The 15,297-nt window shown below is 50.1% G+C and carries 7 protein-coding genes; 1 reads left to right on the top strand and 6 read right to left on the bottom strand.

All coding sequences use genetic code 11. The features are described 5' to 3' along the window. Positions 1-52: 52 nt before the first annotated feature. From RIG68_RS07125 to RIG68_RS07100, 6 genes are all read right to left on the bottom strand, one after another. Positions 53-2,317, bottom strand: a complete 2,265-nt coding sequence (locus RIG68_RS07125; RefSeq protein WP_350120398.1) for an alpha-glucuronidase family glycosyl hydrolase — start codon at positions 2,315-2,317, stop codon at positions 53-55. Between the two features lies 1 nt (position 2,318). Next, positions 2,319-4,319, bottom strand: coding sequence for a sialate O-acetylesterase (locus tag RIG68_RS07120; protein ID WP_350120395.1), 2,001 nt, complete (start codon positions 4,317-4,319; stop codon positions 2,319-2,321). 10 nt (positions 4,320-4,329) lie between these two features. Further along, entirely contained in the window at positions 4,330-5,628 is a 1,299-nt protein-coding gene (locus RIG68_RS07115) for a glycoside hydrolase 5 family protein (protein ID WP_350120392.1), read from the bottom strand. 170 nt (positions 5,629-5,798) lie between these two features. Then, positions 5,799-7,220, bottom strand: a complete 1,422-nt coding sequence (locus tag RIG68_RS07110) for a S41 family peptidase (protein ID WP_350120389.1) — start codon at positions 7,218-7,220, stop codon at positions 5,799-5,801. A gap of 178 nt (positions 7,221-7,398) precedes the next feature. After that, entirely contained in the window at positions 7,399-10,512 is a 3,114-nt protein-coding gene (locus RIG68_RS07105) for an efflux RND transporter permease subunit (RefSeq protein WP_350120387.1), read from the bottom strand. Between the two features lie 4 nt (positions 10,513-10,516). Next, positions 10,517-11,575 (bottom strand): efflux RND transporter periplasmic adaptor subunit, encoded by a 1,059-nt coding sequence (locus RIG68_RS07100; protein ID WP_350120384.1) that lies wholly within the window; start codon positions 11,573-11,575, stop codon positions 10,517-10,519. Between the two features lie 358 nt (positions 11,576-11,933). On the opposite strand from RIG68_RS07100, the gene RIG68_RS07095 reads away from it, so the two are divergent. After that, entirely contained in the window at positions 11,934-15,281 is a 3,348-nt protein-coding gene (locus RIG68_RS07095) for a transglutaminase family protein (protein WP_350120381.1), read from the top strand. Positions 15,282-15,297: the final 16 nt, after the last annotated feature.

Raw genomic sequence — 15,297 nt, 5'->3', positions numbered from 1 at the left:
ATAATGACCCAATGATCGACTCAGGGCGACAACAGCGGCATCACCTTATCGTCTATCCCCTCCCTGGCGCATAAGGAAATTTTAGATCCATATAGTATTCCAGCGTTTTGTCACTTTTTTCAACTCCTTTAGGCAAAGGCCTTTTCGAGAATGCCTGAAAGTACAGCAGGCAGGAATTTCTCCACCACACCGCTTCTTGTTCCTGAATGGACAGCAGCATATTTACATGCTCCCAGCGTTCTTTATCGACAATAGCCTGCTGCTCTTTCCACTTTTGCTGCATGACACGTACCTCGTCAACACCTTGCTGATAGTGAAGAGCAATTTCGTCCCACAACGTTTTACCCGACTTCATTTTGAAGTCCCAGGGTAAATGATGAAACCAAAGGAGGTCTATGTCGGGGCATGTCTTTGCATCCGCCCAAAGCCTGGCTGCTAAAGGCGCATACTGCTCCAGCGCATTGCTGCCGGTAGCCGTACGGTCGAAGCCGATGCCTGCTGAGTCGGCTTTGTGATAATAAACAGACGTCCAATCAGCACGGGACATCTTGCTTACCCATGGACCAGGCCCATAGTGATGCCCTGCGCCCATGATGTGATGCAAACCAAGTGGCGTGCTGTAATTGACCACAGTTTCCCTTGAGGTCAACATCATTTCTCTCATGGGCTCAACGAATGTCGGGTCGTTCGTGAATGTCATTTTGAGCCATTCGTTGGCGATGTGGGCCGAGCTGAGCTCGTGGTTCCACGCAAGGCGGCCAAAGGCAAACCAGTTGGCCTGCCCGAAAGGATGGCCCGTCCAGTTGCGGTCGTTGCCAATATTGGTAACACCTGCAATGCCTGAGATTGCTTGCTCGTCAAGCGAGCCATCTACCACTTTGGCTACTGTGGCCAATCGGTTGATTGGGAGTGGGCTTTGCGGAACAGGGGGCCTCTCAGTGGGACTAGGGTTTCTCAGGTCAGGGTTATTCAATGCACGGGGCTGGGTTGGATTGGCACCCCTGGCGTAGGTGTCAGCATCTAGTGTTTCTTTAAAAAGGGGGGCGAGGTAGCAGAGGTTTGTTGCCTGCCCGAGGTATTCCTGAGTGATTTGAAACTCGGCCATGATAGGGGTTTTGGGCATGGCACCAAACAAGGGATGGAATGGCTCTCTTGGCTGAAAGTCAATGGCACCGTTTTTCACCTGCACCATCACGTTCTTTCTGAAAGTACCATCCAGTGGCTTGAACTCGTCGTAGGCCTGTTTGGCCCGATCCACTGGCTGCTCATTGCTATAAACAAAGGCTCGCCACATCACGATTCCTCCATGAGGTGCCACAGCATCCGCCAGCATATTGGCGCCGTCGGCATGGCTGCGTCCATAATTTTGAGGTCCTGGCTGCCCTTCGGAATTGGCTTTCACTGTGAAACCACCAAAGTCGGGGACATAGGTCATGATTTCGGTTACCTTGTCTTTCCACCACTGCTGCACTTTGGGGTCTAGCGGATCGGCAGTTTCAAGTCCGCCAATCTCTATGGGGGCACTGAAACGAGCGGTGAGATACACCTTCAGTCCGTAGGGACGAAATACATCCGCCAGCGCTTTTACTTTTTCGAGATACATGGGGGTGAGCACCACTGCTTTTGCATTGACATTGGTGATCACCGTTCCATTGATGCCAATAGAAGCACAAGCACGGGCATAGTCAATGTAGCGGGGATCAAGGTAACCAGGCAACAGATGCCATTTCCAGAGCGAAAACCCGGCATAGCCACGTTCCACAGTCTGATCCAGATTGTCCCAATGATTGAGAATGCGGTGTTGTATTTTGGGAGAATCTGTGATGGTGAACTCATTATCAAGCGGCTGATGAGTCTGGATCAACCTTAGTAAGTGAAACGTACCGTAGAGTACCCCGACTTCTGTGTTGGCAGCGATCACCAGCGCATTAACCCCTCTAACCTTCCTGTTAGAGATCAGGTAGCCTTCCTTACCCAGGTCTTTCAGCTCCTCGGTCAGGTTGAGCCCAGCCACAATGCTGGAACCTTCGGGAGTACCTGCAATTACCCAGCCCGTTTTTCCGAAAGGACTGCCAAAAGCGATTGGCTTGTCGAGAAGTCCCGATAGCCCGTTGTTGAGCTCGGTTTTGACCGCTTCAAGAGTAGGGGAGTACCCTTCCACCACATAGCCGGTGATTTGCCTATTGTACCTTCCCCTTACTTCCCTGTCTTCAATGGGTTGATAGCGTAGCCACAAATCGTAGCCGTCTTCGGCTTGTCCTGCAAAGCTCAACAGTACAAACGTCAGTAGTAGGTAAATTTCTTTTTTCAACTTCACGTTACTTTGTTTTAGAGTTAAAGGGAACGGCAGGCAGACCTGCTCCATTGAATAAATTCGGTTCGCAAGCCTCGCACCAGCCATATTTCACGGCTACCGGGCTGGTCACTTTGGCGGCCCAAGCAACCAGCTTTCCGTCAGCTATCTCAGCCTTTGCTTCGAGGAAATTACCATCAGCGCCTGCTACCTCCACAAAACCAGGCTCTCCTTTAAACTGAAGACCGTCGGCATGGGTGAAACTCACACTCACTTTGTTTCCTTCAATTGTCATCGACTCATACATTGGACCGGAATATTCAGTGTCCACGCCATAGTCTTTGGCCAATGCCCATAGAGCCAGCCTTTCTCCAACATCCTTTTTGTTGGCTGGGTGGATGTCTGTAGGGTTGCCCACATCCATAATGACCGCCATACCGGTATTTTCCAATGAAAGTGTACTTGTTTGTGCATCTCTAAGCTGAGCTGCCATGTCATCATTTCTGCCGTATTTGTAGGGAGCAATTTGCACGAAATAGTAAGGAAAGTTGCCCAGTCCCCAGGCATCCCGCCAGTTTTTGATCATAGTAGGGAAGAGGGTACGATATACTTCCGCTGCACCTACGTTCGATTCCCCCTGGTACCAAATAGCTCCTTTGATGCCATATGGGACCAGCGGATTGATCATGGCATTGTAGAGGGTAGTAGGAGAGTAGGCCGTCAGCTGCATTTTAGGTTTTTCTGACGGAGTTAGTACGTCTTTGGCAATCGGGATAACACTGCCACTAAAAATGCTCTCAGCCACGGGCTTGGCTTTCCATTCACCTTTCAAACTAACCAGCAACTTGTCGGATCCTGTTGGCCTTACACCAATGTCGTCAGAACCATATATACCGCCGCCGCCTGCTGTGTCGAACACCTTCACGGCCAACACATTGGTGCCTTCCTTCAACAAGCCTTCTGGTATCACATAAATCCTTGCTTCCTGGTACTTGCCAGTTTCTTCAATGGCCCCAACCTTAGTGCCATTGACATACGTAATGTCCATGTCGTCAATACTTCCCAGGTACAGTTCGAGAGACTTGCCTGCGGCTTGCTCGGCGGTCAACTGAAATGATTTTCTCAACCAGGCCACGCCATCAAAGTTACCCATCCACTGGCTCTCCCAGAGGCCCGGCACCTGGAGACTCTTCCATGCACTGTCATCGAAGTCGGCCGTTTCAAATCCACTGTCATCAAATGACACGTTCGCAAATGGTTTGTCAGCCGTAAGGTCAACACTTGTCTTTTCCAGCTTGTCGTAGGCAGTTTTTACAGAATCATAATAAGCGGCATAACCCTCCAGAGTTTTCGATGTGCCTTCATAGGTTGGCACCTTGTCGAGGTAAGCCGCTGTAGTCCACGCTTGGGCGGGTGTGCCGCCCCAGCTGGTGTGGATGATGCCAATGGGAACCTTGGTTTCCTGGTGAAGCTTTTTGGCGAAGAACCAGGCAGTGGCTGAAAAGTCACCAGAATTCTTTGGCGTGGCAATTTTCCAGGAGCCTGACACAGTATCAAGAGGTGTAAATGACACGTTTCTCTTCACAGTGAACATTCTTATTTCTGGGTAATCTGACGCCGCAATTTCAGCCTCGCTGTTGTCGATAGGGTTGTTTGTCCAACCCTTTAACGGCATTTCCATATTGGACTGCCCGGATGCCACCCAAACCTCGCCTGAGAAAACATCATTCAGCGTAATCACTGAATCTCCTCTGGAGATGGTAAGCTGAAACGGACCACCGGCTTTTGGAGTAGCCAGCTTGGCCATCCATTTTCCATCCTTGTCTGCCATGGCCGTGGCTTTTGCTCCCCAGCTACCGGATACTTCCACTTCCGACGCTGGATTGGCTAAGCCCCAAATGGCGTTTTCCTTTTCCTGTTGCAAGACCATGTGGTCGGAGAACAGGGGCGTCAATTCAAGCACAGGGGGTTCCTGAGAGCAGGAAAGGGCAATTACTGCCAGCAATAGTAGCTTAATGTATTTCATAGTGGTGAGTTTATTTCTTTATAATTGAACTCATTTTTTTAGCGTAGTCGCTTATGATGGTCTGGGTTGATGCATCATGGTCATACACAGAGTACCATCCCTGGAATTCATGAGGAGGATCGCCGATAAAGTCATCGCCCACATGCCATAGCCCTTCGTTTGCAGTGGGGCGACCTTCACCACCCCAGGCCCAAAAATTGACACCAGCCACTACGCTGCTGTCTTGGTCAGCCAGTCGGTAAATTTCATCAAAAACAGCTTTATAATAAACGTCTCGTACAGAAACTGGTGCCGTCGGGTCGTGGTTATTCAGATCCCTCGATATACCAAATTCTTCCAATACGATTGGTTTGCCGAGCGTCTTTGCCATGGCTGCGTGCTCGGCCATGTAGTTTTTGGCATAGGCAATCGATACAGCCAATGTTGAGTCGGCCTTTTGTGGATCATAAACGCCCCAGTTCTGCACCCAAATATGCATGGTGGTGTAATCGATAGCCGGGCTGGTGTGATCCAGAGCCAGGTTGGTCCCGGCATAGACGTTGGACGTATTCCCCTCGCTGCCGGTAGTTACCAGGTGATTGATGTCAAGCGACTTTATATAGCTGGCCGTGCTGTCCATCCATTGCCGGTAGGCTTCAATGTTGTTAACGCCACGTGGCTCGTTGGCCAGCTCCCAGGCCATGATGACAGGGTCATCCTTGTACGCTTTTCCAGAATAGGTGTTTTTTCTGTTGACTATGAAACTGATGTGGTTGTTGAATAGCTCGACTGCTTTGTCGTTAGTATAGAAGCTCGCTGCAAAGCTTTGGTACACATTCCAGTCTCCGTTGGCAGCTGGTGGCGGGTAAGGGATAGTGTCAGCTTCTCCCGACCACACTACGTATTGCCCAAAGCCTCCCGACCAGTTCCAGAAGTTGTTGAGGCAAACCACGGCATACATATGGCGCTTGCCCATTTCATCCAGAAGGAAATCCAGCCCGTCGAGCACCTCTTCGTTATAAACCCCGGGGGATGGTTGCAGGGAAGGAAGCATGCGGAACGGCTCATCATCGGGGCCTTCACTGCCTCCCATGATGCGCAGGTTCGTGATGCCCAAAGCCTGAAGTCTGTCCAATTCCCGGACCAGGCGATCTCTGTCGCCGCCAGGGCCTTTAGAACCGAGGTTGAGGCCATACCAGAAGTTGGTACCCATGAAATAGTAGGGTTTTTCACCCACGGTGAAAGTGCCCTCGTTCACTTTCACAAAGGTTTCCTTGCATCCGGCCAGCGTTAATATGGCCAGAAAAGCGGTAAAGTATAATTTTCTCATTTAAGCAGGTAGGTTCCAAAATATGAAGATAGGACATTCTCCGACAGCTTCACAAACAATGGGGCACAACGGTAAGAAAGAGAAAGGCCGGCAACTGGGTAAAATAAGTTTACCAGGCCGGCCTGTCATCCAAAGGATTCTACTACCTACTTACAATCTTGCTATCAGTATCAATTCAATATATCGGCTGGGTTAAGCACGCCCATGACGTTTCCTTTTGCCATTTTGGTCTTGTTAAGGAGAGTGTTGTAGCTTTTTTGTGGAGAAACCGCTCTTGCATTGCCGACTGACAAACCGGTTATTTGCTCGATGGCACTGGCCAGCATAGGGTCAGTAATGTTTCCAAATTCTTTTGCAGAGAAAAGATCATCTTCAATATAAACGTCGGGTGTTAAACCGTTGACAAAGTCCGTTACGCCCAGTGAATTGGCATACTTCATTACCACCGGAACAATGGCCCAGTTGTGAGCCGGAGGGGTGTCGGTATCATAAATAACGTAGGAACCGTAGTATTTGCCATAGGTGGGCTCTCCGATAACCACCACGTCCATGTAGGGCTCCAATCCGTTGATGACCAGCTCGCTGGCAGATGCAGAGCCATTGGTGGTGAGGAAAAAGATTCTGCTCAGGTTGAGGTTATTGCTGTTGGTTTCCAACGTCATTTTCAGGTTGTCCGAATTGCTGCCTTCCGTTCTGAGAAAGTAATTCTGGAGGTCGTCGTTGTAGTTGAAGGTCACGAAAGCCTCTCCGGAAGATGCAGCACTGGCCGGCGCCAGCAAGCTTGCCAGGTGCTGTGCTGCGGTTAGCTCCCCACCCGGGTTGTACCGCAGGTCTACCACAAGTTCCGTAATGCCCTGGCTTTTCAACTCAGCCATTACCTGATCCATGCTATTCAGAAACAAGTCGTTGTCACCGGTAATAAATTCCACATACACCACGTATCCGATCTTTATTCCGTTTACTTCTTTTACCTCATAGTCGATAATGGGATCAAGCACGAGGTAGGTGGCTGAGATATCATAAGTGGTACTGGTTTCATAAATGCTGCCGTCGATATAGCTGCCCAGCGTAACAGAGTACCCGCCTGTTTGGCTGTAGAGGTCATAGTAGTTGTCTGTATCCAGGTATTCCCCATTGATTTTTAGAATTATATCGCCTCGTTTGAGCCCTTGTTCAAAAGCGGAAGAACCGCTGTATACATATTCTACGATCATGAACACCTGATCGGAGTCGCTGAACTTCCCGAAAGCCGGTGAAAAGCCCAAAGCCAGGGTGGTGCCGCTAAACTCGTCGATCAGGCTCGCCGCATCGTCGGTGATGAAAGAGAAATAATCGGACGAATAAAGAAGGTCGTAGAAGAAATCTTCCGGGTAGTCGGTCAACGACACGTCCGACGGCAGAGATGTATTCCAGTAGTAATACAAATCCATGTTTTCAGCTATCCAGTCATTCACCACAGCGTTGGATTCAGAGGCAATACTGGTAGTGTCGGCTGTTTCTGTGCTGGTGCTGACAAGGTCATCGTCTTTGGCGCAGCTGGCGATGGCTAGTAATGAAATGATTAGTGTAGCATGCAATACGAGCTTTTTCATGGCGTATGGTTCTTTAAATGACACGAACTTTATACGCTCTAAAACACGGTTCCATTGCCCGCACCTATGGGTATTCAATCAACTGCCCGAATTACTCATCCTATATTGACTTTTGCTCAATTACATGCCAGACACTTCTTTGCGAGAGGAACCACCCGGAGCAGGGCAACCACAAGCTTTAGGAGCTGGCGGCCACTTTGCGATGTCTCTCCAGTCTTTCGGCAGCCTTTACCTCGGGGTCAAATGTCCGTTTGCTGGAAATGTAGGAGTAGATGGCTGGGATAATATATAACGTAAGGAAGCTGGAAATAATCATTCCCCCTACAACGGCTACACCCAGACTTTGGCGGCTGCCAGCAGCTGATCCGATAGAAAGAGCGATGGGGAGAATGCCCAGGATCGTTGCAAAAGTTGTCATTAAGATGGGCCTGAAACGGGCGTGTGCCGCCTCTATCACCGAATCGAGCCTGGTGACGCCCTCAGCTTTTCGCTGGTTAGCGAACTCCACAATCAGGATGCCGTTTTTGGTCACCAGTCCCACCAGCATAATGATGCCAATCTGGCTGAAGATGTTCAGGGTAAGATCCATGATGTAAAGGCTGAGTAAGGCCCCCGCCATGGACATAGGTACTGTGAAAAGGATGATCAATGGGTCAACAAAGCTTTCGAACTGGGCAGAAAGCACCAGGTAAATGAGCACCAGTGCCAGCATGAAAGCGAACAGCAAACTGGATGAGCTGTCGGCATATTCCTTCGACTGCCCGGCAAGCTCTGTTTTGAAGTTGGGCGGCAACATTTTAGCGGCCACTTCATCCATGGCCTTGATGCCATCGCCGAGTGTTTTTCCGTCGATAATGCCGGCCGATACGGTGGCAGACACATACCGGTTGTACCGGTAAATGGCGGCAGAACTCACCGACTCTTCATAGTAAATCAGGTTGTCGAGCGACACCATCTCGCCCAGGCTGTTTCGTACATTGATCGCCTTCAGATCGACCGGCTCATTCCTGTTCTCTCTTGAAAGCTGGCCAATCACCTGGTATTGCTTGCCTCCCATGATAAAATACCCATAGCGCTGTCCGCTATAAGCCAGTTGAATAGCCCTGGCAATGTCAAACACAGGCACATGCAGTTCGTTGGCCTTCTCACGGTTAATTCGAAGCTTCAACTCCGGCTTGTTTACTTTGAAGTCGCTGTCCACAAACTTCAGATCAGGATGCTCCTGTGCAGCATTGAGAAACTTCGGTAGCGTCTCAATCAGGCTTTCTACGTCGGGTGCCTGAATTACATATTGAACCGGAAGCCCGCCGAACCTTGCTCCGATGGTAGGCGGCTGAGCGGGAAACGCCCTCACGGCAGTAAACTGCTCAAAACCCTTCGATATTTGCTTAAATATTTCGTCTTGCGACCGCTCTCTTTCGCTGGCATCAACGAGGAAGATGTTTTCAGCGCCGCTATTTACGGGACTGAACGCACCACCACCAGGGATCACGGCCGTCAACGCCACAGTAGTTCTTACCTCAGGCACGTTGTCCAGCACCCAGGCGTCCAGCTCTTCCATGTATTTGTCCATGTACTCAAACGAAACCCCCTCAGGTGCTTTTACGGAGGCACGAATGATGCCCCTGTCTTCCAACGGAGCCAACTCTGACTTTAGTTGTGTGCCAAAGAAGGCGATCATTCCAAACATCAGCGCCACAACGACGAATGACAGCCAGCGATACTTCATAAATGCAGCCAGACTTTTGGCATAACCAGCCCCTAAACCTTCATAAAATTTCTCAGTAACAGCATAGAAACGGGAAGGCTTGGTGTGCTTTTTCAACAAAACGGCACACATCATTGGCGATAGCGTGAGGGCCACTAGTGCCGACACAAGAATGGAACCAGCCAGCACCACGCCAAACTCCAGGAACAAACGGCCTGTCAATCCCTGCATGAAAATGATGGGGATAAATACCGATACCAACGTTATGGTGGTAGAAATAATAGCGAAATAGATTTCTTTTGAGCCCTGAATGGCTGCCTGGAAAGGAGGGATGCCCTGCTCCACCTTGGCAAAAATGTTTTCCAATACCACAATGGCGTCGTCGCATACAAGGCCAATGGCCAGCACAATGGCCACGAGCGTAAGTACATTGATAGAGAACCCGGCAATGTACATGATGAAGAACGACGAAATAATGGAGATGGGGATGGCGATTACCGGGATGAAGGTAGATCGCCAGTCTCGAAGGAAGGCGAAAATTACCATGGTCACCAGTATGAAGGCGATCAGCAAGGTTTCTTCGACCTCTTCGATGGACTTTCTGATGGGTTTGGTATAGTCGTTGGCTACTCTAATTTCTATGTCAGCTGGCACCTCATCTTTCATGGCATCAAGCCTGCGGTAGATTTCGTCAGCGATCTCAATTTCGTTGGCATTTGGTTGCGGCTGAATACTCAACAGCAAACCTTTGGCTCCGTTGCCACGGAAGTTGGTTCTATCATCTTCGCTCCCAAGCTCGGCAAACCCTAAGTCCTTGAACCTGATCTGTCGGCCACCTTCCGATTTGATGATCATGTTGTTGAACTCCTCCGGCGTCACCAATCGGCTGTCGGTGCGGATGGTAAGCTCTGTTTTATCTCCCTCAATCCGGCCGGTGGGCAAGTCAATGTTTTCCCTCTTCAGCGCTAATTCAATGTCCTGGGGCACAATTCGGTAGGCTGACATTTTTACCGGGTCGATCCAAAGGCGCATAGAGTACTTTCTGGCACCCCTCACGTAGGCGCCGCTCACGCCCGGAACTGTCTGGATCCTTTCCTTTAGTACATTTTCCGCAAAGTCGGTCAACTCCAGCATGTTGCGGCTGTTGCTGATGATGGTAAGGAACATCACCGACTGCGAGTTGGCGTCGGCCTTGTCTATAATCGGCGGATCAGCTTCAGAGGGAAGGCTCCTTACAGCCCTCGACACCTTGCTGCGGACGTCGTTGGCAGCTGCTTCTATGTCTACGTCGAGGTTGAACTCAACGGTGATAATACTTGCTTGCTCTCTTGAAACCGATGAAATGGTACGAACACCTGCGATACCATTGATTGCTTGTTCCAGCGGTTCGGTGATCTGAGATTCAATCACATCGGGGCTGGCACCAGCGTAGGTGCTGGTAACGGTCACAATCGGCGGATCGACTGCGGGAAATTCCCTTGTGCCCAGAAATGAAAAGCCCACCACCCCAAAGAGCAAAAGCAAGATGGAGAGCACTACAGCTAGTACAGGCTTACGAATACTGGTTTCAGAAATACTGCTCATTTACTTAATCGTTAGCAACAACAGGATCAATCACTAAACCTTCTTTCACTCTCAGCAAGTTGGTGGTCATCACAGTATCGCCTTTGCTGAGGCCGGAAGTGATTTGCACCGAATTGCTGGTTCTCAAACCAACAGTTACCGTGGTTTGAACCGATTTCCCGTTTCTTACTGTGTACACACTATACCCCGAAAGGTCAGGGATAAGCGCCTGAGAAGGCACCAAAAGGGTGTTTTCTTCGCCGCCTATGGGCACAGTCACTGAAGCTGAGGAGCCGGGCACCAACTTAAAGTCTTTGTTATCAGACAGTGCTCTCACAAAGAGGCTTCTCGTAGTCTGGTCAATTTTTGGATCAACCACATTAACAGTGGCTTCATAGGTGCGGCTGTCATTTTCCACCGTGAATGTAACCTTGTCACCCGATTTGATTTTGCTCGCATATTTTTCGGGAAGCGGAAACTCAACTTTCACTTTACCCATGTCCTCCAGGTGAACGAGTGTCGTGTTAGGGTTCACGTAGGCCCCGGGGCTAATTCGTCTGATCCCCGTTTTTCCATCAAAAGGCGCCAAAATGCCTGTTTTACCTATCTGAATTTGAATCAAATCAATCTCAGCATCAAGCACCTCCTGTGAGTTCAGCTCATTTTCATACTCTTCACGGCTCACGGCTTCCGCTTCGAAAAGCGCTTCCATCCGTTTTACTGATGAGCTAACAAAATTCTTACGGGCTTCCAGAATTTTTAACCGCCCCTGCAACTCCGAGTCGTCAAGTTTGAAAAGGAGTTGCCCTTTTTTTACCAGCTGGCCTTCCGAAAAGTTGATCCTCACCAACCTGCCGGCTACTTCGCTGGCCACTTCTACTTCCTCGTTGGCATATACGGTGCCCAGCACATTCACCATTTCTTCCAGCGTGGTGTCTTTCACAAGAATTACCTCAGCTACCAATCCTTTGCTTGCCGAGGTGGCGGCAACAGGCGTTACTGCCTCCCCATTTCCGTTACGTGTGAGAAAGAATACCAGCCCTCCGGCCACTACAATAACTGCGATTATTAGAATTTTCTTCATTACCCCGATTAAAACAACTTGAACACAAATAGACGAGAAATTGGTGCCAGTTTGTTACGAAATTTTAAGGATGGTAAAATATGGTAAGCGATAGCAAAATATTGTGATGAGTATCAATTGTGATTGCTCGCACTTAAGCACGTCCATGTTTATGAAGTTTTCAATAAAATCATATTATAGCTATTTATTGTCGTATTATATGACTATTTTTAGTGATAAATTTAAAAATTTGCAATCCCCTTTTTCTTCTTCTGCCAAGGCCTGTAAATACGCAGGTGCTCAGCAAAACATTAAATGAGAGATTTGCCTTTTATTAATGGTTTCAGCCACTAAATTGAGCCAAACTTAGGTGTAAAATATGTCCGTAAGAGTAGCCATCCGCCACTATACTAGTTATAAGTACGAAAGAGAGATTGAACTTTCTGCACAGGTGATCAGGCTTAGGCCTGCCCCGCATTCCCGCACAATGATCAAAGGGTATTCCTTGAACATTGAGCCCAAGAACCACTTTATCAACTGGCAGCAAGATCCTTTCGGCAACTACCTGGCCAGAATCGTTTTTCCTGAAAAGGTGGATCACTTTATTGTAGACGTGGAGGTGATTGCCGAGATGGTCGTCATCAATCCGTTCGATTTCTTTGTTGAAGAATATGCTGAGAAGTTTCCTTTTCAATATGAAGCGTCGCTTCAAAAGCAGCTTCAACCCTACCTGGAGGTGACAGAGAACGATGCGGTTCTCAACGATTGGATAGTGAAAGCGAAGCAGAGGATCACCAGGGACATGATTACCGTCGACGTGCTGGTGATGCTCAACCAAATGCTTAGTCAGGATATCGCTTACAGGATCAGGATGGAGCCCGGCGTGCAAAGCTGCCAGGAAACGCTTACGCTGAAGTCTGGTTCCTGCAGGGATTCCGCCTGGCTGCTCGTGCAGATTCTGCGTCACCTGGGGCTGGCTTCCCGCTTTGCGTCGGGTTACCTGGTGCAGCTGAAGGCCGATCAAAAGTCGTTGGAAGGGCCTTCGGGGCCTGAGGAGGATTTCACCGACTTGCATGCCTGGACAGAAGTGTATATACCCGGCGCCGGTTGGGTGGGGCTGGATCCAACCTCGGGCTTGTTTGCTGGCGAAGGACATATCCCGCTTGCCTGCACACCAGACCCGCAAAGTGCTGCACCCATTTCAGGAGCTGCCGAGGCAGTGAAAACGGAGTTTCACTTCGAAAACAAAGTCACCCGCATCCACGAAAGCCCCAGGGTGACCAAGCCATATTCCGATGACCAATGGAACCAGATACTGGCCATTGGCGATCAGGTGGATGCCGAGTTTGTGGCGAACGACGTGCGGCTGACCATGGGAGGGGAGCCCACCTTCGTGGCCATGGACAACAACGAGGCCCCGGAGTGGAACACCGATGCCGATGGGGAGCACAAGCGCAAGCTGTCGAACGAGCTTTTTCACAAGCTGAAAGACCAGTTTGGAACAGGAGCGCTTATGCAATATGGGCAAGGTAAGTGGTATCCGGGTGAGCCTTTGCCACGGTGGAAGCTCGCTTGCTTCTGGCGCAAGGACGGACTCCCGCTCTGGCACAACGACAAACTCATGGCCGACCTGAGTAAAGATTACAAGCTCACCCATGAAGATGCCGGCAAATTCATTAACACATTAACAGAGTCGCTTCACCTCGACCCCGAGAATATTCACCCCGGCTATGAAGATCCCTTCTATTTCGCCTGGGAGGAAAGTCAGGTGCCCGTGAATGTGGATCCCCTGAAAAAAGACCTGAAGTCTTCACTGGAAAGACAGAAACTCGCCGAATTGCTCAGCCAGGGCATGGACAACCCCGTGGCCTTTACTATACCCCTTCAGTGGGACTTTGAGAGTGAAAACTGGCAAAGCTGCCGTTGGGAGTTCAGAAGAAAGCATTTGTTCCTAATCCCGGGCAATTCGCCCGCAGGGCTGCGGCTGCCGCTAAAATCGATTCAGCATTTTGATGAGGACAAGCTTGAAGTGAGGCCTGAAAGAAGCCTTTTCGAGGAAGTAAATGCGCTACCGGCCATAGGCGATGTGAAGGCTGAATTTGTAAAGGAGGGCAAGGGCTTTAACAATGACAAAGTAATCTTTAAAACGGCCCTTGGTGTTGAAATCCGGCAGGGAAAGCTGTTTGTGTTTCTTCCTCCTGTGACGCACTTTGAGCATTATATGCTGCTGGTGTCGGCCATAGAGCAGACGGCCGAAAAGCTACAGCTGCCTGTGCTGATCGAAGGCTACGACCCGCCGTCAGACAATCGAATTCAAAAGCTGATGATTACGCCCGATCCGGGAGTAATCGAAGTGAATATTCATCCGGCTTCTTCGTGGAAGGAGCTCAAGGACAATTACGACATCCTGTACCAAAAGGCAGCTGAAACCAAGCTGGTCACGGAGAAGTTCAACCTCGACGGGCGCCATACCGGCACGGGCGGAGGCAACCACGTCACCCTGGGTGGCGTAACACCCGCCGATAGCCCCTTGCTTCGCCGGCCTGATGTACTCAAAAGCTTCATCACCTACTGGCAGCACCATCCGGCGCTTTCTTACCTGTTTTCTACCCAGTTCATTGGGCCCACCAGCCAGGCGCCGAGGGTGGACGAAGGCCGGGATGAGATTCTCTATGAGCTCGAGCTGGCGTTTCAGCAGGTGCCCGACATGAAAGAGAATGATGTTCCCTACTGGTTGGTCGACCGCATCTTCCGCAATCTGCTGGTTGATATTACGGGCAATACCCACCGGGCGGAGTTTTGCATCGACAAGCTCTACTCCCCCGACTCGTCTACAGGCCGACTGGGCATCCTGGAATTCCGTGGCTTCGACATGCCACCCCACTACCGCATGAGCATGGTGCAGTTCCTTCTGATCAGAACATTGCTGAGCTGGTTTTGGAAGAAGCCCTACAACCACAAGCTGGTGCGCTGGGGCACCTCGCTGCACGACAAGTTTATGCTGCCTCACTACTGTTACAAAGACATGACGGAGGTAGTGAATGACTTAAAGAATGCCGGCTACGCTTTTGATGTTGCCTGGTTTGATCCGTTTTTTGCCTTCCGCTTTCCTTTCCTGGGCGAGTTGCAGGTCGACGATATTCATGTAGAACTGAAAATGGGAATTGAACCCTGGCACGTGCTGGGAGAGGAAATGTCCAACTCCGGCACCGCTCGTTTTGTCGACTCCTCATTGGAAAGACTGCAGGTGAAAATCACGGGATTGACCGATTCCCGCTACAAGTTGCTTTGCAATGGCTTCGCTATCCCTCTGAAGAACACAGGCACACAGGGCGAATACGTGGCAGGCATTCGCTACCGGGCCTGGGCGCCTCCTTCGGCATTGCATCCCACTTTAGGGGTGGACACACCTTTGGTGATAGACATCTACGACACATGGACGAAAAAGTCGGTGGCGGCCTGTCAGTATCACGTGGCGCACCCTGGCGGGAGAAACTATGCCACCTTCCCGGTTAACAGCTATGAAGCAGAAGCCAGGCGAGTGTCTCGTTTCTTCGACTTTGGCCATTCCATCAACATGGTGGAGCCCACTGTGATGCAGCCTCAGGCGGCCGGCAGGTTTGTGACCAAAATCAATATCCTGCCCACTTATGACATTAAAATAGAGGAAGTTAATCAGGATTATCCTAACACCATGGACCTCAGGAGGTACAAAGCACGCAAATAAGGTTGTGCTGACCACC

This window comes from Imperialibacter sp., from assembly GCF_040222385.1.
GTDB lineage: Bacteria > Bacteroidota > Bacteroidia > Cytophagales > Cyclobacteriaceae > Imperialibacter.
Note: the sequence above shows the minus strand (reverse complement) of the source record. Positions and strands in the feature narration are given on the sequence as shown.

What these genes read in the sequence shown, in the direction of transcription:
- RIG68_RS07095 (WP_350120381.1), top strand. Translation starts at nt 11,934, where the DNA reads ATGTCCGTAAGAGTAGCCATCCGCCACTATACTAGTTATAAGTACGAA.
- RIG68_RS07105 (WP_350120387.1), bottom strand. Translation starts at nt 10,512, where the DNA reads ATGAGCAGTATTTCTGAAACCAGTATTCGTAAGCCTGTACTAGCTGTA.
- RIG68_RS07100 (WP_350120384.1), bottom strand. Translation starts at nt 11,575, where the DNA reads ATGAAGAAAATTCTAATAATCGCAGTTATTGTAGTGGCCGGAGGGCTG.
- RIG68_RS07120 (WP_350120395.1), bottom strand. Translation starts at nt 4,319, where the DNA reads ATGAAATACATTAAGCTACTATTGCTGGCAGTAATTGCCCTTTCCTGC.
- RIG68_RS07115 (WP_350120392.1), bottom strand. Translation starts at nt 5,628, where the DNA reads ATGAGAAAATTATACTTTACCGCTTTTCTGGCCATATTAACGCTGGCC.
- RIG68_RS07110 (WP_350120389.1), bottom strand. Translation starts at nt 7,220, where the DNA reads ATGAAAAAGCTCGTATTGCATGCTACACTAATCATTTCATTACTAGCC.